15 protein-coding genes are annotated in these 19,200 nt (G+C 68.5%); 6 read left to right on the forward strand and 9 right to left on the reverse strand.

Features of this window, described 5'->3' with window-relative positions; translation table 11 throughout:
• Positions 1-73: 73 nt before the first annotated feature.
• The gene (locus EV137_RS09660; RefSeq protein ID WP_134127941.1) at positions 74-2,452 is read right to left on the reverse strand and encodes a polysaccharide lyase 8 family protein; all 2,379 of its coding nucleotides are present in this window, start codon (positions 2,450-2,452) and stop codon (positions 74-76) included.
• Between the two features lie 94 nt (positions 2,453-2,546).
• Positions 2,547-3,812 (reverse strand): radical SAM family heme chaperone HemW, encoded by a 1,266-nt coding sequence (gene hemW, locus EV137_RS09665; protein WP_134127943.1) that lies wholly within the window; start codon positions 3,810-3,812, stop codon positions 2,547-2,549.
• Between the two features lie 182 nt (positions 3,813-3,994).
• Here hemW and EV137_RS41750 point away from each other — a divergent pair, with 182 nt between their 5' ends.
• Positions 3,995-4,297 carry a hypothetical protein gene (locus tag EV137_RS41750; RefSeq protein ID WP_238175198.1) on the forward strand — a complete coding sequence of 101 codons (303 nt, stop codon included), beginning with the start codon at positions 3,995-3,997 and terminating at the stop codon, positions 4,295-4,297.
• Between the two features lie 232 nt (positions 4,298-4,529).
• On the opposite strand, the gene EV137_RS09675 is transcribed toward EV137_RS41750, so the two are convergent.
• Positions 4,530-5,309 carry an META domain-containing protein gene (locus tag EV137_RS09675; RefSeq protein ID WP_134127945.1) on the reverse strand — a complete coding sequence of 260 codons (780 nt, stop codon included), beginning with the start codon at positions 5,307-5,309 and terminating at the stop codon, positions 4,530-4,532.
• A gap of 265 nt (positions 5,310-5,574) precedes the next feature.
• On the opposite strand from EV137_RS09675, the gene EV137_RS09680 reads away from it, so the two are divergent.
• Positions 5,575-6,258, forward strand: a complete 684-nt coding sequence (locus EV137_RS09680; RefSeq protein WP_166679812.1) for an IMP cyclohydrolase — start codon at positions 5,575-5,577, stop codon at positions 6,256-6,258.
• Here EV137_RS09680 and EV137_RS09685 read toward each other — a convergent pair whose 3' ends face one another.
• Positions 6,259-8,094: an AMP-dependent synthetase/ligase gene (locus EV137_RS09685; RefSeq protein WP_134127949.1), complete on the reverse strand. Its 1,836-nt coding sequence runs from the start codon at positions 8,092-8,094 to the stop codon at positions 6,259-6,261.
• A 108-nt stretch (positions 8,095-8,202) separates the two neighbouring features.
• Between EV137_RS09685 and EV137_RS09690 the strand changes: the two genes are divergently transcribed.
• Entirely contained in the window at positions 8,203-9,798 is a 1,596-nt protein-coding gene (locus EV137_RS09690; protein WP_134127951.1) for a peptide-N4-asparagine amidase, read from the forward strand.
• On the opposite strand, the gene EV137_RS09695 is transcribed toward EV137_RS09690, so the two are convergent.
• The 4 genes from EV137_RS09695 to EV137_RS09710 all read right to left on the reverse strand — a co-directional run bounded on the left by EV137_RS09695 (position 9,786) and on the right by EV137_RS09710 (position 15,474).
• Entirely contained in the window at positions 9,786-12,479 is a 2,694-nt protein-coding gene (locus EV137_RS09695) for an AfsR/SARP family transcriptional regulator (protein ID WP_166679813.1), read from the reverse strand. The two genes, EV137_RS09690 and EV137_RS09695, sit on opposite strands and share 13 nt — an antisense overlap.
• Before the next feature lie 61 nt (positions 12,480-12,540).
• Positions 12,541-13,566, reverse strand: a complete 1,026-nt coding sequence (locus EV137_RS09700; RefSeq protein ID WP_134127955.1) for an aspartate-semialdehyde dehydrogenase — start codon at positions 13,564-13,566, stop codon at positions 12,541-12,543.
• Positions 13,567-13,723: 157 nt separating this feature from the next.
• Positions 13,724-13,909, reverse strand: a complete 186-nt coding sequence (locus tag EV137_RS09705; protein ID WP_134000222.1) for a tautomerase family protein — start codon at positions 13,907-13,909, stop codon at positions 13,724-13,726.
• Between the two features lie 65 nt (positions 13,910-13,974).
• On the reverse strand, positions 13,975-15,474 hold the full coding sequence (locus EV137_RS09710; protein ID WP_134127957.1) for a sodium:solute symporter family protein: 1,500 nt from the start codon (positions 15,472-15,474) through the stop codon (positions 13,975-13,977).
• A gap of 150 nt (positions 15,475-15,624) precedes the next feature.
• Here EV137_RS09710 and kduI point away from each other — a divergent pair, with 150 nt between their 5' ends.
• Genes kduI through EV137_RS09725 form a run of 3 tightly spaced genes read left to right on the forward strand, consistent with a single transcriptional unit; the run spans position 15,625 to position 17,977 of the window.
• Positions 15,625-16,449, forward strand: a complete 825-nt coding sequence (gene kduI / locus EV137_RS09715; protein WP_202870856.1) for a 5-dehydro-4-deoxy-D-glucuronate isomerase — start codon at positions 15,625-15,627, stop codon at positions 16,447-16,449.
• Entirely contained in the window at positions 16,446-17,201 is a 756-nt protein-coding gene (locus EV137_RS09720) for an SDR family oxidoreductase (RefSeq protein ID WP_134127959.1), read from the forward strand. The genes kduI and EV137_RS09720 overlap by 4 nt, the downstream gene beginning before the upstream one ends.
• Before the next feature lie 20 nt (positions 17,202-17,221).
• A complete protein-coding gene (locus EV137_RS09725) occupies positions 17,222-17,977 on the forward strand; it encodes an IclR family transcriptional regulator (RefSeq protein WP_134000231.1) in 756 nt (251 codons plus the stop codon).
• Here EV137_RS09725 and EV137_RS09730 read toward each other — a convergent pair.
• A complete protein-coding gene (locus EV137_RS09730) occupies positions 17,956-19,167 on the reverse strand; it encodes an MFS transporter (RefSeq protein ID WP_134127961.1) in 1,212 nt (403 codons plus the stop codon). The genes EV137_RS09725 and EV137_RS09730 overlap by 22 nt on opposite strands.
• Between the last annotated feature and the right edge of the window lie 33 nt (positions 19,168-19,200).

A 19,200-nucleotide genomic window follows, 5' to 3' on the forward strand; every position in this document is an offset into this window, starting at 1 on the left:
TGCCAGCACCCGGCGACCCGGCCGGCACGGCTTGCCGGCCCCGGTTGCTTGCGGAAACTCAGTTGAAGGACACTCAGTTGAAGGACACGGTGTGGGTGGCGCCCTTCGTACCACCGACAGCGATGTCCAGCACCAGCTGCTTGCCGGTGGCAACGACCGTGACCGCCGGATCCTTGGCGATCACGTCGCCGACCTGACGGTCGATCGTCAGCCGGACGGTTTGCGCGGTCCGGCTCGGGTCGGACACGGCGACCGTCGTCGTCCGGCCTTCGCTGCCGATCACCACGGACGCAGGCCCGTCACTGGCCACCACTCGCGGGCCGCCGGCCACCTCGGACACGGCACCGGCCGTCCAGAAGTTCGCCATGACCAGGTTCTCGCGGTGGGATCGCACCGCTTGGACATTCGGATTGTTGACAAGGACGGTCATCCCCGGATCAGCCGCACGCTCGGCCGTCTGCCGGCTGGTTGCGTTGGGCAACACGACGTACGCGTAGTCCCCGGTCTCGGTCCCGTGTTCCAGGACGAGCTTGGCGTAGCGGCGGGTGTACGGCGTCGTCGAGCCCGCCGTGTCGTTGCCGATGTTGATCTCGGACCACGATCCGGTTCGGTCCTCGCGCTGGATCCTCAGTTGCCCGCCACGGGGGAACACGTAGCCGGCGACGCCCTCCAGATGCGCCCACTGAGGGTCGTCGTACGACCCGTCCGTTGCTGCGCTGCCGTCGAGCAGCAGTGCGGCCATCCCGTTCTCGTGAAGATTCCGATTGTCGACAATCGTCTCGACCGGGTAGCCGTCGGTACCGGTGATCCCGGTGCCGAGGGCAACGATCGAATCGCTCAGGCAGAACCAGGACTTCCTTGCCTGCAAGGTCTTGTCGTGGTTGATCATGTGCATACCGACCGCGCCGGCGACATTCTTGTACGACGCCCCACCGACCCAATCGGCGTACGCCGCGACAGTCCCGGTGCCGCTCCCCGAGCCGCCCGGTTGACGGGGTTGCGTGCTGACCGTCGTACCAGGCATCCGTTGCGCGTCGACCGTCGGCCAGTACGCGTCGTTGAACTGGGACTGGTCGCGGTTGTACAGGTACGTCATGCCGTCGCCGACGTACCAGCCGCGGAGGTTCTCGCCGTTGCCCCACTCGTAGCGGGCCATCCGCTTCGACGACATCGCCATCGCGAACGTCCAGCCCGGGCGGCGGTGCACGACGCGGTCCTGGTTGTAGAACTGGAAGTGCCGCGGGAGAGCCGGCGCCGGGACGACACCGGTGTCGGCGAGCAGCGCCTTGGCGCGGGAGATCTCCGGGATCGACGCGCCCGGGAGGTAGTCGCCGAGGCGGTCGCGGGTGATCCAGCCCTTGGCGAGTGTCTTGTAGCGCGAGGCGTACGGTTCAGCGACTCCGCTCGCGAGGAGGAGAACGGTCGATGTGGTGCCGTGGCCGTTGCGATGGTCGCCGGCCCGCTCGCGGGAGATCGCGCGGCCGGAGACGCAGTCCATCATCAGACCGTCGACGATGAACGGCGCGAAGCTTGCCTCGACCGCGTCCAGGAGTACGGCGCGGTGCGGGTCGGCGATCTCCCAGGTGGAGCCGCCGAGCAGGGCGATCAGGTTCGCGACCCCGCCGAGCGCCACGTTCCCGTACGTCCCGACGTACGCGAGGTTGCCGTGCTGGACGAACGAGCCGTCGCGGTAGAAGCCGTCGCCGCTCGTGACGTAGGTGAAGACGCTGTTCTTGCCGGCTTCGGCCACGTCGCTCAGGGCATCGCGTGCTGTCGACAATTTGACGGTCGACTTTCCGACGATGCCGCGGAGCGCTACGATCAGCGCCTTGTCGACCCGGTTGGCGCCGGTCTCCCGGAGCGTGGGCGAGTTGGTCCGCCGGTTCGGGTCCGGGACGAACCGGTCGACGGCCGTCAGGTACTTCGTGAGCTGCTCAGCGGACAGGACGTCGTACGCGAGAACGCAGGTGTCGAGCAGTGCCCGCGGCGCGCCGATCTCCCAGAACCACCAGTTCCCGGTCTCTTTGAGCGTCTCGTTGTAGGCGTTCGCGTTGAGGAAGTCGAGCGCGCCACTCAACAGCTCGCCGGTCTCGGTCTGGGTAGTGCCCGTGGTCGCGCGGGCGAGCGCGATCGTCTTCAGGCGCGTGTAGCTGATCGAGAAGTTCCCGCTCGTCGAACTGAGCGGCAGATCCGGCCAGAGGGCCGTCCGGTCCGCCGACGTGATCATCGTGTCGGCGTACTGCTGGGCCTGCGTACTCAGGTTGGCGAGCGCATCGGCGTACGCCGGATCGGCTGCGTCGATCGCCCCGCCGGTGTTGAGCTCGGCCCAGCGTGCGCGGAGTACGTCGTACTCGTCCTCCGCGAACGCGCGGGTGGGCAACCCGAGCGTGCTGAGCACACCGGCGGCAAGGCCGGCCTGAAGCAACAGTCGACGACGGATGAAGGGCGGCATCGCGACTCCTCGAACGGTAGTAAACGCTTACCGCCAAGCCTGCCGCCTGCTCATAACAGTCGTCAACAGCTGACTGTGATCAGTTCTGATCACTTCATGGGAGCAGGTCCCGGACCACCGCATCCGCCAGCAACCGCCCGCGATCGGTCAGCACGAGCCGGTCGCCATCCCCGGCGCCTGGCTCGACCGCCGCGCCCTCAGTGCCCCCAGTGCCCCCAGCGGCGATCACCGCGAGACCGTCGGCGACCACCTGATCGACCGCGGCTCGCCCAGCCTCGTCCAGAACGTCGAGCGGCAGCCCCGCGGACAGCCGCACCTCGAGCAGCACCCGCTCGACGCGCCGGGTCTCCTCGTCGAGGGTCTCCCGCGCGTGCGCCGGGCTCTCGCCGGCGTTGATGCGCTCGGCGTACGCGCTCGGGTGCTTGACGTTCCACCAGCGCACCCCGCCGACATGGCTGTGCGCGCCCGGCCCGATCCCCCACCAGGTGTCGCCGCGCCAGTACAGCTCGTTGTGGCGGCAGCGGGCCGCCGTACTGCGGGCCCAGTTGGACACCTCGTACCACCGCAGCCCCTGGGCGGACAGCATCTCGTCGGCCAGCACATATTTGTCGGCCAGGTCGTCGTCGTCCGGCATCGGCAGCTCACCACGCCGGATCCGCCGCGCGAGCTGCGTGCCGTCCTCGATGATCAATGCGTACGCACTGACGTGATCCGGCTGCGCCGACAACGCCGACTCCAGCGACGCCCGCCAGTCGTCGAGCGACTCCCCTGGCGTCCCGTAGATGAGGTCCAGGTTCACGTGCTCGAACCCGGCCGCGGTCGCCTCCTTCACTGCCTGCAACGCGCGGCCCGGCGTGTGCTGCCGGTCGAGGATCCGCAGTACGTGCGAGGACGCGCTCTGCATCCCGAAACTCACCCGGGTGAACCCTGCCTCCAGCAGCGCCTCGAGGTACGCGGGGTCCACCGACTCCGGATTCGCCTCGGTCGTCACCTCCGCGCCGGGCGCGAGTCCGAACTCGTCCCGCACCGCGGCGAGCATCTTCCCCAGATCGGCGGCCGGCAGCAGGGTCGGCGTACCGCCCCCGAAGAACACCGTGTCGACCGGACGGTCCAGTTCGCCGAGGACCCGCCGCGCCGTCCGGACCTCGTCGACCGCGGTCTCGGCGTACGTCGCCTGTGAGCCGCCACCGCCCAACTCCTTGGCGGTGTAGGTGTTGAAGTCGCAGTACCCGCACCGCGAGGCGCAGAACGGGACATGCAGGTAGAACCCCAACGGCCGCCCGGCAGCCTCCCGCACAGCAGCATCCGGCAACGCCCCGTCCCGAGGCGCAACCTCCCCCTCAGGCAATGTCGACGGCACGCCCCCATCGTACGGACCGACGGGTAGTGGTCGGCCACGTCCACCCCGACCCACCGCCCGCCGCGCTCGCCTCTGGGTCGCCGAACCGACCACTACTCGTCGATCGGTACGCCGAGGATTTCTTCACCGGATCGCCGTAGTTCTGTGGTGGCGGAACGTGCTCACCCGATGACATTCGGCTCATGGAGACCGAGGCTCAGCCCGTCGGACGTGCCACCCGGAACGCGGTCGTGGTGGCGATCATGCTCGGCATGTTGCTCGCGGCCCTCGACCAGACGATCGTGGCGACCGCGCTGCCGACCATCGTCAGCGACCTCGGCGGCGCCAACCACCTGTCCTGGGTGGTCACGTCGTACCTGCTCGCCGAGACGACCATGACCGCGCTGATCGGGAAGTTCGGCGACCTGGACTGGCGCAAGCCGATGTTCCTGCTCAGTACGTCGTGGTCCTCTGGGCGGTTCCGGTCGCCGGGCCGGGGTTCCTGACCGCGTTGCTCCTGAAGGAGGTACCGCTGCGGCGTGCTGGAACCACTGGCCACCCAACTGGTTGCCGACGGCTACTTGCCCGAAACTCTCGGCCACTACCGCTTCACCACGCTCGGCCTGGAAACTTTTGCATGAGCAGCTGCACGTGCCGAACAAATGATCGACCAAGGCCATTCCTCACCACCGGCCGACCGGCGCGAGGCGTTGCTTGTGTTTGCACCCCATCAGTTGTTCATCGTTGCCCGGCCAACAGGCGCCTCGGAGGGTAGCCGTCGGGCCGATCGGTGAAGAGGTTGAGGCCGGCGGTTCGCGTGGGTGCTCTGAGGTGCAGATGGTTGGACTCGATGGTGTAGGTGAGGGGCGTACCGAGGGTGCCCAGGAAGGCTTGTTCCAGAGCGGCGGCTCGGCCTGTGGGGTTGGTCGGGGTGATGCTGAGATCGGTGAAGGTGAGCGTGTCGTTGGCACGGGCAACTGTTGCGGTGAATGGGCTGCTGCCGGTTGAGCCGGTGGCCAGGGTTCCGTTGAGGGTCAGAGTCGCGGGGACGACTCCGGCGTAGTGCTCGACGTGGTTTTTGTCGCGGACGACCGACTCCACGATCCACAGCGTGCCGTCGAGTGGAGGGTCGGGTTCGGCGAGGCGACGATCCAGCAGGACAAGCGTGATCCGGCCGTTGGTCAGGGTGAAGGTGTCGCCGTCGACGGCCCACTCCGGCTCGTGGAGCAGGAATTCGAAGACCCAGTCTTCCTGAGCCTCGAATTCGGGACCGCATCCCATCTGGGTCTGGACCCCGGGCTCGACCCGCAGTACGCCGTCGTCGAGCACGATCGCCCCGCTGAGCGAGTTGCACCCGGCCCGTGCGATCAGTACGCCGTCTTTCCGGATCTGTAGCCGGATCCGCGTACCCGGTACCAGCGCCCGCTCCACACCGTCTTCCTGCACCGACACCGACAGGTACGTCTTCCCCAGCGGCGACCCTTCCCGACCGATCAACGGCCCGTAAACCAGCGTCATCACACTCCCCTTCCACTCCGGATCATCCCGCTGATCACGGTGGTGGACCAGACGTAGATGCCCCACGCGGTTCAGAGGCCTCGAAGCCAGCCTTCAACTGCTGCGAGGTCTTCCCCATCGAGTCCGCGATGCGCCTCGACACGTCGCAGGAGAGTCGGGTTCAGGTAGTTGTCCTGTACCCATTGGATCGGTTCGTCGCGTTCGGCAGTCGTCGCCAACAGCATGCCACGCAACTGGTCTGAGCCGGCCGCGTATGCTCGCGCGCATGTTGGGTGATGGGGCCGTCGAGTACCCGGGGCGTGGGGTTGCTGTTGGGCGGGATCTGGAGGGGGTGCCGTTCTTCTCGTACTGGTTGACTGGGCGGTCTCGCGCGTCGCAGGCTCGGGAGCTTGTGGTGGGTGAGCGGGAGATTGTCGTGCGGGACACCTCGGGTGGGGCGGTTGACGATCTGCGGCATTACACCGCGGCGGTTCGCGGAGACGACTGGGTGATTGTCGGGAACGGGACGCAGGTTGCCGAGCTCGCGGCGGTTCGCGAGGTGCAGCCCGATCTTCAGGTGGCGCTGCGTGGGCTGACCTATGAACCCGACCCACCGATCCACACGCCCCGCATCACCGCGGGCGCGACGATTGCCGACGCGGGACTGACGGATGTCGTGATCGGATCAGCGCGCGCGTGCGACGGTGCGCCCGAGCTCACCGAGCACCCGTCGCTGTACGCCGTCCGCGTTGCGGCGGGCACAGCCCTCACCACCACGACCTACGCCGGTACTGCGGACCACGTGACAATCAACGGTCGCCCGGAAACGGTCGCGGTCGCGCTCCCGTGGTCCGCGATCACCGAGCACCTTTGGCAATCCCTGCAACCGTCGCTGCGCGTCGCCGCGATCACGGTCCGGCTGGACGGCGCCGGCTTCAGCGGCGCCGTCCAGCGATCCAGAACAGCCTGACTACTCGTACATCTTGTCGAGTACGTCGGCGTACTGGGTTTCGACGTGTTTGCGTTTGAGTTTGAGGCTCGGGGTCATCTCGCCCGACTCGACGGTGAGGTCGCGGTCGAGGATGGTGAACTTCTTGATGGTCTCCCACCGGTTGAGGCCGGCGTTGAGTTCGTCGACGTACCCCTGGACCATCGCCTGCGCGGCGTCCGACGTGACGATCTCGGCGTACGACTTGCCGCCGAGACCGTTCGCGGCGGCCCAGCCCTCGATCGCGTCGGGGTCGAGCGTGACCAGCGCGGACACGAAGTTGCGCAGGTTGCCGTGCACGATGAACTGGCTCGCGTACGGGCAGATCGTCTTGAAGCGGCCCTCGATCACCTGCGGCGCGACGTACTTGCCGCCGGAGGTCTTGAACAGGTCCTTCTTCCGGTCCGTGATGAACAGGTACTCGTCCTCGAAGTGCCCGATGTCACCGGTGTGGAACCAGCCGTCGGCGTCGATCACCTCGGCGGTCTGCTCGGGCTGGTTGTGGTACCCGCTCATCACGCCGTCGCCCTTGATCAGGATCTCCCCGTCCTCGGCGATCTTGAACTGCGTCCCGGGGAACGCCGGTCCGACACTTCCGAGCCGGTACTGCGTCGGCCGGTTCAGCGTCGATCCCGCCGAGGTCTCCGACAGCCCGTACCCCTCGAGGATCAGCAGCCCGGCCGCGTGGAACCACTCCGCCAGGGACTTGTCGAGCGCGGCCGACCCGGACACGAAGAACCGGATCCGCCCGCCGAACCGGGCCCGGATCTTCGACAGCACCAGGCGATCCGCCGCCGCGTACTGCGCGCCCAGCAACCCGCCCGGCTCCTTGCCGGCCTGTCGCAGAGCAGACACCCGAGCCCCGACCCCGAACGCCCAGTCGAACAGCTTGGCCTTCGCCCCGCCCTCGGACTGGATCATCGTCACGATCCGCGCGTGCGCCTTCTCGAAGATCCGCGGCGCCGCGGCCATGAAGGTCGGCTGTACTACCGCCGCATTGTCGACAATCTTGTCGATCCGTCCGTCGACCGCGGTCGCGAATCCGAGCTGGAACTGTACGGCGAGCAGCACCTGGCCGAACACATGCGACAACGGCAGCCAGAGGAACTGCAGGTCGTCCGGTGAGAGCACCCGCATCCCCTCGACCGCGGCGCCCTCGTACGTCCACACCGAGTGCGGCAGCCGCACGCCCTTCGGACGTCCCGTCGTACCGGACGTGTAGATCAACGTGCACAAATCATCCGGCTTGATGCCTGCAATCCGATCGTCGACAATCGACGGATGCTCGGCCAGGTACTCGTCGCCGAGAATGTCGAGCTGCCCGAGTCCGATCACCCAGTCACCGTCACTCTCCAGAGGCGTGCCGTCCAGCAGCACGACCTTGCGCAGCGACGGCGTCTCGTTCCGGTGCTCGCGAAGCTTGTCCACCTGGCCCGCGTCCTCGGCGAACACCACCTGGACGTCGGCATCGGCCACGATGAACGCGACGTCCGACGAGATCGTCGACGGGTAGATCGTGGTGGTCGCGGCGGCGGCCAGTACGGCGGCCAGGTAGCACTCGATCCACTCGATCCGGGTGCTCGACGCGACGGCGACCCGCTGCTCCGGCTCCACCCCCAGCGCGATCAGGCCCGCGGCGCGCCGGCGGGCCAGCGCTTCGGTCTCCCGCCAGCTCACCGACTTCCATTGCTCCCCGCGCGGGAACCGGAACGCCTCCCGGTCAGGCGTCGCCTCCACCCGGTCCAGGAACATCTGGGCCATGGTGTCCTTGCGGTTGCTGAGAAGCGCGAGCTGGCCGGAATCGGCGACAGGCGTCATAACTGGCCTCCGTAGGGGGTCAAGTGACTGGAGGGTAATCGCTGGGCACCGTGCCTGACCATGGCACTCGCTTGCCCACGTACACCTTCTCCATTACGTTTCCGCAACATGCGCATACGGTCGGTGGCTCTCGTCTCACTATCCGTTCTACTCCTCGCTCTCGGCGCGCCGGCCCACGCGGTGACCCCGCCGGCGGAGTTCGGGTCGGACTACGACGACCCGCGGACCCCCGCGCCGAAGGTCGCCGTACCGGACACCAGGCACTGCGAGGTGCAGATCGTCCGGAACCAGTTCCGCAACTTCGACCCGTACCAGGCGACCTACACTCCCCCGGCCGGCTGCCAAGGCCCGTGGTCGAAGGTCGTGCTGCGGATGCACGGCGAGGTGAAGGGCGTCCAGTACGACCGCCTCGGCCACATCACGATCGGCGGCGTCGGCGTCTTCCGTACGTCGACCCCGGAGCCGAGCGCAGACGGTATCGCGTGGGACGTCGAGAAGGACGTCACGTCGTACAGCCCGCTCCTGCGGACGTCGCAACCGGTCGTGATGGAGCTCGGCAACGTCGTCAACGACACGTACACCGGGGTCCTCGACATCACCGTGACCCTCGACTTCTACACGACCGACCGCCACACCCCGGCTGCCCGGACCGCCAACGACGTACTCCCGCTGCAGAACCAGACGCGTCAGGACTCCGACCTGATCGGTACGGCGACTCTGCCGCGCAACACCACCCGCCTCCTCGGCGAGGTCTACGTCACCGGATCAGGCGGCGGCTGCGAGGAGTTCTGGGACACGTCCGCGCCGGCCGAGACCGGGTACTCCTGCCCGGACGGCTCGCCGTACCGCGAGGTCGACGTCAGCATCGACGGCAAACTCGCCGGGATCGCGTTGCCGTACCCGTACATCTACACGGGCGGCTGGTCGAACCCGTACTCGTGGCGCCCGTCTCCCGCACCGCGCGCCTTCGACATCAAGCCCCTGACCTACGACCTCACGCCGTTCGCCGGACTGCTCACCGACGGCAAGCCGCACGAGTTCCGCGTGCACGTCGACGGCGTACCGGCCGGCCAGTCGGGGTGGTTCACAGTCCCGAACCTGCACGTGTGGACCGACCCACACCGAGCACAGACGACCGGCGGCCTCACGTCGTACGCCGTCAGCCCGCTGGCGAAGACCGACGACGTGAGCGGCGCCCCGAACGCGGCCGGCGCCGTCACCACGAACGCGTCCCGCAACCTGACGATCAGCGGGTACGTCGACACCTCGGCGGGCCGGATCCGGACGAGCGTCCAGCGCACGCTGAGCAACGTCTCGAAGCACACCTGGGACGCCGGCGAGTCCCGGGACGCGCTGGACGCGAACTGGCGTGACACCGCGACGACGATCAGCAACGGCCACGTCGAGCGCACCGACCTCGACTACGGCAAGAACGGCGTACTCACCTTCTTGCCCAACGCAACGATCCCCGGCGGGTACGACGTCGTCACGGACCTGAAGATCCACGACACGATTCGCACCCCGGCGCAGACCAGCACCGAGACGTACGACGGCCGCGCGTCCTGGATCTACGGCGTACCGCGGGACCAACGGCACGCGACCGGGACCCAGATCGTACGCTTCCGCGCGATCGGGCACGGCTGCTACGACCACACCCTGACCGCGGTGAACGGCGTTTATACGAAGGACTTCTACCGCTGCTGAGCGAGACACTTGCGGACTGTCTCCGCATCGGGGTGCTCGAGATCGTCCAGGATCTCCAGGGCCGCGGCGTAACTGGCTCGTGCGCCGTCGCCGCGGCCGGCCCGGTCCTGGACGCGGGCCATTGCCATCAGGCAGTCCGCGGTGTCGAGCCGGCGGCCGAGCCCGCGCAGTGTCTCGACCGCGACCGTGTACAGCGCGATCGCCTCGTCGATCCGTCCGAGGCCGGCGAGCGCATAGCCGCTGGTGTCGCTGGCCACGGCGCGACCGAACTCCGAGTCCACCTCGGCGTACAACTTCAGTGACTGCTGGGCATAGTCCAGTCCGGCCTCGTACTCGCCGAGCTCGGAGTGGTACCAGCCGAGGTTGTTGAGGGCGTTCGCCCGGGCATCGACATGACCGGTGCGCTCGTAGATCCGCAACGCCCGCTGGGTGTGCTCGATGGCTCGCCGATGATCCCCGATCCGCGTGTACACCCGCCCCAGCCCGAGTGAACCGTGCGCGATCCCGGCCTGGTCGTCGAGCTCCTCCGCGATACCGAGCGCGAGCTCGTGCTGCCGGATCGCCTCGTCCCACTCGCGCATCGCCATGTGCCCGCGGGCCAGGTCGCGCCGCGTGTGCGCCTGCTTGCGCAGATCGCCCAGCCGCACCGCCGCCTCGAGCGCCAACTGCTGCGCCTGCGCATACCCGGACCGGCCGCGGAAATCGAGATAGTCCGCGATCGTCCACACACAGAGCCAGAGCAGTTCGTCGGCACGCCCGGCCGCGGCCCGCAGTACGGCGAGATTGTTCGGCTGCTCCGCATCGAACCAGGCGAACGCCTCGTCGCGGGTCGCCGGCGCGACCACCTCGACGTCTGCGGGAAGCTCCGGCAGCGCGACGCGGACCCTGCTCGGCGCCAGCAGAACCGCGGCCGCGAACCCGGTGTGGACGAGGTAGCCGAGCAGGCGCTCCAACGCCGCGTCCGCTTCGCCCGGCTCGCACAATTCCTGCCCGTAGGCACGCAGCAGATCGTGCAGCACCCACCGATCCGGCTCGATCTCGATCAGCTGATGGTTGGCGACCAGCTCCGCGACCATCCGCCGCGCCTCCCGGACCGGTACGCCGGCCAGCGCGGCCGCCGCTCCAGGTGTGATCTCCGTACCCGGATGCTGGGCGACCAGCCGGAACATCCGCGCGAGTTCGGGCCGCAACTGCCGGTACGACCAGGAGAAGATCGTCCGTACGCCGACACCGTCCGCGGTCGACAGCGCGTCGAGCGGCCCCTCGCCCAGCGTGCTGACGAACGACGCCAGCGACCGGTGCGGCCGCAGCGCGATCTGCGCGGCGATCAACGACAGCGCCAGCGGCAGACCGGCACAACGCTCGGCCAGCGCGTCGACGCTCGCCGGATCCGACCGGAACCGCTCCGCACCGATTCTTGCCGCCAGCAACTGCTTCGACTCGAGTGCGTCGAACACATCCAGCCGGATCGGTTCCGCCTGCTCGGTCGCGACCAGGCCGGCGAGCTCGTTGCGGCTGGTGACGACGGTGCGGCACCGGGATCCGGTCGTCGCGAGCGGACGGACCTGATCGGCGGATCGCGCGTTGTCGAGGACGACCAGGACCGCCCGATCGGCCAGCAGGCTGCGGTACAGCGCGATCTGTTCCTCGGCGTTCGCCGGCAGCCGATCAGGCGCCGTGCCCAGCGCGACCAGGAAACGCGACAGCACCGCGAGTGGGTCCGCCGGTTCCGTGACGGGCGAGAAGCCGAGCAGGTCGGCGTACAGGATGCCGTCGGGGAACCGGTCCGCGACCTGACGGGCCCAGTGGACGGCGAGCGAGGTCTTGCCGACGCCGGCCGGGCCGATGACCAGTCCGAGGCCTGCGGTCGGGAGGAGCTGGTCCAGACGCTCGAGGTCGTCGGCTCGGCCGGTGAAGGCAGGGACGCCGGCGGGGAGCTGTCGCGGTACGACGCCGAGCTCTGTCGGGGCGAGCAGTTCGGCATGCAGCCGTTGCAGTTCCGGGCCGGGGTCGGCGCCCAGCAGCTCCCGGAGCCGATCGGCCACGTCGGCGTACGTCGACAGTGCGAGCGCCGTGCGGCCGGATGCCCGGTGCGCGCTGATGAGCTGCGCCCAGACGCGTTCCCTGGCCGGATGCCGCTCGGCGAGTTCGGTGAGTTCGGGGACGAGGGCGGTCGATTCGCCGGCCGCCAGGCGCGCGTCGAAGTACAGCTCCTGGGCCTGGAGGTGTTCCTCGTCCAGTCGCGGGACGAGCTCCCGGCTCACGGTGCCGATGTCGAGACCGGCCAGCGGTCGGCCACGCCAGAGCGCGAGGGCCCTGCCCAGCGTGTCGATCCGGGCGGCCGGATCCGCGATGCCGGTGGCTTCGCGCACCAGTTCGCGGAACACCTCGACATCGACGTTCGCCAGCTCGGCACGCAACGAGTAGCCGCCGGGAGCGGTCGCGATGGTGGTGCGGTCGGTGTCCCCGATCGTGGCGCGCAGGCGGGAGACGTAGATCTGTAACGCGGAGCGTGGGTTGCTCGGTAGCTCGTCCTCGTTCCACAGCAGATCGACGAGTTCGTCGACCGGCATCGTCCGGTTGACCCGCAGTACGAGCGCAGCCAGCAACACCGTGACCCGGCGCGACGGCAACGGTACGACGTCGCCGTCGGAGGTCCTGACCTCAACCGCCCCCAGCACCCTGAACTCCAGCCCGGCCACCTCCCTCGCCAGAGCGTTCAATCCTAGGGCCCGCCCCGGGTCAGCGCGCGGCGAGAAGCTCCGCGATCTGGACCGCGTTCAGGGCGGCGCCCTTGCGGAGGTTGTCGTTCGAGACGAACAGGATCAGCCCGCGGTTGCCCGGGACGGACTGGTCCTGCCGGATGCGGCCGACGTACGACGGGTCCTGGCCGGCCGCGAGCAGCGGCGTCGGGAGATCCGTGACGGCGACCCCCGGCGCGGCGCCCAGGATCTCGGTGGCGCGCTCCGGGGTGATCGGCTCGGCGAACTCGGCGTGGATGCTGAGCGAGTGGCCGGTGAAGACCGGGACCCGGACGCAGGTGCCGGCGACCGGGAGGTCCGGGAGGTGCAGGATCTTCCGGCTCTCGTTGCGGAGCTTCTGCTCCTCGTCGGTCTCACCGGTGCCGTCGGCAACGATCGAGCCGGCCAGCGGGAGCACGTTGAAGGCGATCGGCCCGGCGTACACCTTGGGCTCGGGGAGGGTGATGCCGTCGGTGCCGCGGGCGAGCCGGCCGCCGGTCTCGACGAGTTCACGAGCCTGGTCCTCGAGTTCGCTCACGCCGACGCCGCCGGAACCGGAGACGGCCTGGTAGGTCGAGACGACGAGGCGGGTCAGCCCGGCTTCGCGGTGCAGCGGGGCGAGCACCGGCATCGCGGCCATAGTCGTGCAGTTCGGGTTGGCGACGATGCCCTTCGGGATCGTGCCGAGGTCCTCGGGGTTCACCTCGGACACCACCAGCGGCACGTCCGGGTCCATCCGCCAGCCGGACGAGTTGTCGACGACGACGGCACCGGCCGCCGCGACCTTCGGCGCGAGCTCCTTCGACGCCGTCTTTCCGTTGGAGAACAGGGCGAGCTCGAGCCCGGAGAAGTCCGCCGTCGCCGAGTCCTCGACGACAACCTCCCGATCCCCGAACGCCAGCTTCTTCCCCGCCGACCGCGCCGAGGCGAAGAACCGCACCTCGTCCACCGGGAAGTCGCGCTCGACGAGCAACTCCCGCATCACGCCGCCGACCTGACCCGTCGCACCGAACACACCAACTCGCATGCGACAGACAGTAGTAGGTCGGCGCGCCCGGTGCCTGCCTGTTTCAGGAGGCGGACCCCAGGCACTCATCAACCGGCGCGGAGCAGCCGGGTTCACGCTCAGCCGGGCTCTGATCTGCCGCGAATCCCCCGGTTGATGAGTGCCGGCGGTCCGGAGCTCAGAGGTCGGCGGCGAGGGTGCCGCCGTTGGCTACGTCGGTCTTCTCGATCTCGGTGAAGACGATGCGGACGGACTCGCGCTTGGCGCCGAGGATGGCGATCGCGGAGTCGGTGACGGCGGCGACGAACTCGCGACGCTGGTCGAGGGTGCGGCCGGAGAGGAGTTCGACGGTGATGTTCGGCATAGGGCTTCTCCTGGAGTGGACGGTTCCGTGATGTGGGACAGTGTTTCAGATTCGGGACAGCGCTTTCAGGACAGGGCCGCCGCCCGGCGGCTGGGGACGCTGGGGTCGGTGTTCAGCGAGTCGACCAGCTCGTCGACGTCCGCGCGGTTCTCCGGCGCGAGCAGGCCGAGGCCGACGTACACCACCAAGGAAGTTGCCAGTGGCAACGCCACGACCAACGTCGTGTCGGTGGAGCCCACGCCGTACTTGACGATCGCCCAGATGATCAGCCCGATCGCCCACGAGGCCAGCGCCGCCCGCGGCCCGCTGCGCCGGAACCACGGCAGCAGCCCGAGCATCAGCGGGATCGCGATCGGTCCCATCGTCGCGGCGACCAGGTCGACGACGATCTTCAGTACGACGCCTTCGCCGTTCGTCGCGATCGCGATCAGCATGCTCACCGTGACGAACGTGAACGTGACGATCCGCGCCATCTTCAGCGCCGCGCCGTCGGTCAACCGGCGGACCCGGGGCACCAGCACCGGCGCCAGGTCCCGCGTGATCACCGACGAGATCGCGTTCGCGTCGGACGCCACCATCGCCATCGTGTGCGAGAAGAACCCGGCCAGCACCAGCCCGATCAGCCCGGTCGGCAGGAGCAGTTGCGCGAGGGCGACGTACGACTGCTCGGGCTTCCCCGGATGGACCAGCAGCGGCGCCGCGCACATCGGGATGAACAGGATCAACGGCCAGACCAGCCACAGGGCCGAGGAGAGCAGGGCGGACTTCTTCGCGGCCGACCCGGACGGCGCGGCCATGTACCGCTGCGCCAGGTTCCACATGCCGCCGTTGTACTCGAAGGTTTTGATGAACAGGAACGCGATCAGGAAGATCGGCGTGTACGGCCCGTTCAGCGCGTCACCGTGCCCGGCCGGCAACTGGTCCCACATCTTCCACAGCGTCGGTACGCCGTCCAGGTGCGCGAGCACCCCGATGAACATCGCGACGCCGGCCCCGAACTGGATCACGAACTGCCCGAAGTCGGTCAGTACGTCGGCCCACAGCCCGCCGAGCGTGGCGTACAGCATCGTCACGACGCCGGTGAGCAGGATGCCCCACCGGATCGGCACCCCGGTGAAACCGTTCAGCAGTACGGCGATCGCGACCCACTTCGACGCGATGTCGACGACCTTCAGCGCGGCACCGGAGTACGCGAGCGCCTGTTGCGTCGGCAGGTTGTAGCGGCGCGCGAGGTACTCCAGAGGCGACACCACCCCGTGTTTGGCCCGCAGCCGGTTCCACCGCGCCGCGAACAGGAACGCGCCGATGCCCACGCCGACGCCGATCGTCATCGCCCACCAGACGTAGACGGTGATGCCGTACGAGTAGGCGACCGCGGCGAACGCGACGAACATGACGGCGCTGTAGCCGGACATGTGGTGCGAGATGCCGGACAACCACCAGGGAATCCGGCCTCCGGTCGTGAAGTAGTCCACGACCGTCTTGATCTTGGTGCGCGACCAGACTCCGATCAGCACCATCAACACGAAATAGCCGACCAGGACCGACCAGTCCAGAGCGGTCATCGGGATCCTCCCAGGGGCGTTGGGCGAGTGACTGGAAGGTTCCATTCACCAGAACCGCGTGTCAAGAGACGGAACCTGGAACATTTCCAGGCTGAGTTCCAAGGCTCGATCGTGATTGACACCTGGTTCTACTGAGTAGAACCTTGTTCCGTGACTCTGCAGATCAGGCACGCCACCCATCCCGAGCAGCTGCCCAGCTTCGACACGGCCGCGCTGCGCCGCCACTACCTGGTGGACGATCTCTTCGTCCCCGGCGCCGTCACCGCGGTGCTCACCCACCACGACCGGATCGTGCTCGCCGGCGCCCGCCCGACGGACGGGCCGCTGACGCTCGGCACCTACCCCGGACTGCGCAGCGAGTTCTTCCTCGAGCGCCACGAGGCCGGCATCGTCAACGTCGGCGAACCCGGCACAGTCACCGCCGACGGAACGAAGTACGAGCTGACCACCGGCGCCTGCCTGTACGTCGGACGCGGCGTCCGCGACGTGGTTTTCGACGGACCCGAGTCGGCGTTCTACGTCTTCTCCGCGCCGGCCCACACCAGCTTCCCGACCGCGCAGGTCAACCCCGGCGAGAGCAATCGCCTCGAACTCGGCGATCAGCAGACCGCGAACCGCCGGACGATCGACCAGTTCATCCACGCGGACGGCGTACAGAGCTGCCAGGTCGTCCTCGGCGTGACGACGCTGCACGCGGGCAGCACCTGGAACACGATGCCCGCGCACACCCATGACCGTCGTACCGAGTGCTATCTGTACTTCGGGCTCCCGGAGTCGGAGCGGATCGTGCATCTACTCGGCGAGCCCGAGGAGACCCGGCACCTGCTGGTCGCGGACCGTCAGGCGATCATCTCCCCCAGCTGGTCGATCCACTCCGGCTGCGGCACGTCGTCGTACAGCTTCGTCTGGGCGATGGCCGGCGAGAACCAGGCGTTCGGCGACATGGACGGTGTCGACGTACGGGATCTGCGGTGACGTCCTTCAGCCTCGAAGGACGTACGGCGCTGGTCACCGGAGCGCGGCGTGGGATCGGCGCGGCGATCGCTGCCGGGTACGCCGCTGCCGGTGCCGAGCTGATCCTGATGGCTCGGGACGCGGCTCTCGAGGACACCCTCGAGGCGATCAAGCAGAACGGTGGTGGTGACGCGACGGTGGTGATCGCGGACTTCGCCGACCCGGCCGCGGTCGAAGAGGTAGCAACGGAGATTGTCGACAACAGGAAGGTCGACATCCTGGTCAACAACGCCGGCACGATCCGGCGAGCGCCGGCGGCCGAAACCACGACCGCGGACTGGCAGCACGTGATCGACGTCAACCTCAACTCCACCTGGGCGGTGACGCGGCCGATCGGGGCCGCGATGGCGCAACGCCGTACCGGGAAGATCGTCACGATCGCATCGTTGCTGAGCTTCCAGGGCGGGATCACCGTCCCGGCCTATACCGCGAGCAAGCATGCTGTGGCAGGGCTGACCCGGGCGCTGGCCAACGAGTGGGGACCGGCCGGGGTTCAGGTGAACGCGATAGCGCCCGGCTACATCAGCACCGACAACACCACGGAGCTGCGCGCGGACCCGGAGCGGGAGGCCTCGATCCGGCAGCGCATCCCGGCCGGCCGGTGGGGACAGTCCGAGGACGTCGTCGGCGCGGCGGTGTTCCTCGCGTCTGCGGCGGCGGACTATGTCAACGGGCACGTGCTCGCCGTCGACGGTGGCTGGCTGGCGAGGTGAGGAGTGGCAGGATGTCCGACATGAGTTCGCCCTCGGCCATCGACAAGACGTTGATGGTGCTGGACGCCGTACTGGAGCACTCGCGGTTCACCGACGTGGTGAACGCGACCGGCCTGGCCAAGTCGACCGTGCACCGGATCATGGCGTCGCTCGTCGAGCACGAGTTCGTCGCGCAGGCCGACGACGGCTCGTACCACCCAGGCCCGAAGGCGCTCCGGCTGGCCGGTCACGCGCTGACGAACGTCGACCTCGCCACCGTCGCCCGCCCGGTACTCGCGGATCTCGTCGCGCAGACGCGGTGCACGGTCCATGTCGGACTGCTGAACGGCGACGAGGCGATCTACGTCGCGCGACTCGACGGCCCGAAGCCGTACCGGATGCCGTCACGGGTCGGCAAGGCGATCTGGCTGCACTGCACCGGCATCGGCAAGGCGCTGCTCGCGGAGAAGGACGACGAGGCGCTCGACGTCCACATCACCCGGACCGGTCTGCCCGCCCGCACTCCCCTGACCCACACGTCGGCGGCCGCACTGAAGGCCGATCTCGCACAGACCAGGTCCCGCGGCTACGCGCTCGACGACGAGGAGAACGAGCCGGGCATCCGCTGTGTCGCCGCAGTCATCCACGACCACACCGGCGCCGCCATCGCCGCGGTCAGCATCTCCACACTCTCGCTGGAGCAGTCGATCGCCCAGGTCGCACTGATGGCACCCGCCGCCATCGAAGCCGCCCGCAAGATCTCCGCAGCTCTCGGCTACCGCGAACCCACCAACTGACGCGCGGCGGCCCACCGTACGACCGGGACGAACAGCGCTCCCGTCAGGGCGAACCACGCACCCAGGACGATCCAGCCGGGTACGCCGAGGCCGAGTGGCAGCAGTGCCATGACCGCCGGGGCTAGCATCGAACTGACCGACGTACTGGTGTTCCAGACGCCTTGATACTGGCCCTGCGCCTGCTCGGTGGCCAGATCGAAACCCAGCAAGAACGAGCCGGACGACTGCAGCAACTCACCCGCGGTCTGCACCAGCGCGGCGACGGCCAGTACTGCGATTGCTATCGCCGCATCCCCCACGGAGGCCGTCGCGAACAGGACCATTGACGCCAGCAACAACAGCCCCGCGGTCCTGGTCGCCCGGGCCGCGCTGACCGTGTCGACGATGCCGCGTGATGCCCGGACCTGCAGTACGGCGACGCCGGCGGCATTGACGATCAGAGGCAACGCGGCGGCCCAGTGCGGGGCGTCGGTGTGGTCGACCACCCAGAGCGGGATTGCGACGTCGATGACCGAGTAGTGGATCGAGATGGCGGCGTTGAGACCGGAGACCGCGAGATACCCACGGTCCCGCAACGCGATCCACACCGGGCCGTCGGCCGGCTTCGGCCGCGGCGCCACCCGCGGCACCGCGAGGACGACGAAGGCGGAGATGACGCCCAGGACGACGTACACGCAGAACATCAGCCGGTACGACGTCGCCGTACCGAAGGACAACGCGACGGCGCCGAGGCCGGCTCCGACGGTGACGCCGATGTTGGTCATCGACCGCAGGTACGCGCGGGCGCTGACCCGGGCCGCGGATCCCTGGGTGACACCTGCGATCAGGGCGAACCGGACGGCGTTGGAGCCGCGGTCCAGGATCGCGATGACCGACGCGACGACGAGGAACTGCCAGAAGGTGCCGATCACCAGGTAGAGCAACGCCAGCACGGACAGCAGCAGGCTGAGGATGACGAACAGCGTCCGCGGGCCGCGCCGGTCGGCAAGGTGGCCGAAGGGGATCCCGGCGAGCAGACCGAACAGGCCGGCGATGGTGAGGCCGAGGCCTACCTCGGCGATGGACAGCCCGATGATGCGATTGAAGTACAGGACGCTGATGGTCATCAGCAGGCCGTTGCCGACCCGACTGAGCAGTGTCGCCAGAGCCAGCGGGCGCAGCGGTCCCGGTGGCGGGAGCAGTTTCCGCACCGCTCCATCCTGAGCTATCTGCGACCATGTCGC

The sequence above is a fragment of the Kribbella pratensis genome, assembly GCF_004366075.1.
GTDB classification, from domain to species: Bacteria; Actinomycetota; Actinomycetes; order Propionibacteriales; family Kribbellaceae; genus Kribbella; species Kribbella pratensis.

Coding starts and splice junctions, on each gene's coding strand:
- EV137_RS09700 (WP_134127955.1), bottom strand. CDS start 13,566: ATGCGAGTTGGTGTGTTCGGTGCGACGGGTCAGGTCGGCGGCGTGATG.
- EV137_RS09680 (WP_166679812.1), top strand. CDS start 5,575: ATGTTGGGTGATGGGGCCGTCGAGTACCCGGGGCGTGGGGTTGCTGTT.
- EV137_RS09690 (WP_134127951.1), top strand. CDS start 8,203: ATGCGCATACGGTCGGTGGCTCTCGTCTCACTATCCGTTCTACTCCTC.
- EV137_RS09660 (WP_134127941.1), bottom strand. CDS start 2,452: ATGCCGCCCTTCATCCGTCGTCGACTGTTGCTTCAGGCCGGCCTTGCC.
- EV137_RS09710 (WP_134127957.1), bottom strand. CDS start 15,474: ATGACCGCTCTGGACTGGTCGGTCCTGGTCGGCTATTTCGTGTTGATG.
- EV137_RS09705 (WP_134000222.1), bottom strand. CDS start 13,909: ATGCCGAACATCACCGTCGAACTCCTCTCCGGCCGCACCCTCGACCAG.
- EV137_RS41750 (WP_238175198.1), top strand. CDS start 3,995: ATGGAGACCGAGGCTCAGCCCGTCGGACGTGCCACCCGGAACGCGGTC.
- EV137_RS09725 (WP_134000231.1), top strand. CDS start 17,222: ATGAGTTCGCCCTCGGCCATCGACAAGACGTTGATGGTGCTGGACGCC.
- EV137_RS09685 (WP_134127949.1), bottom strand. CDS start 8,094: ATGACGCCTGTCGCCGATTCCGGCCAGCTCGCGCTTCTCAGCAACCGC.
- EV137_RS09675 (WP_134127945.1), bottom strand. CDS start 5,309: ATGACGCTGGTTTACGGGCCGTTGATCGGTCGGGAAGGGTCGCCGCTG.